The 300-nt window shown below is 58.3% G+C and carries 1 pseudogene; it reads left to right on the forward strand.

The annotated features are described in order from the left end of the window. Positions 1 to 73 precede the first annotated feature (73 nt). Positions 74 to 300 (forward strand): annotated as a pseudogene (locus AC0L3B_RS39185) (type VI secretion system contractile sheath domain-containing protein); the annotation flags it as partial.

Here is a 300-nt window from a genome sequence, read left to right on the forward strand (position 1 = left end):
GTTTCATCGAGAAATTTGTACGCCACGCCGAAGTTGACGTCGCCGATGGTGGGGTCGCGGGTGACGGAGCCTCCTGGTCAACAACACCGAGAGCGATGAGCAGCTGAAGATTCGCGTGCTCAACATCTCCAAGCCGGACCTGCACAAGACCCTGAAGAAATTCAAGGGCACGGCGTGGGACCAGAGCCCGATCTTCAAGAAGATGTACGAAGAAGAATACGGCCAGTTCGGCGGCGAACCCTACGGCTGCCTGGTGGGCGACTACTACTTCGACCAGTCGCCTCCCGACGTGGAACTGCT

The organism is Bradyrhizobium sp. Kon56, assembly GCF_055807635.1.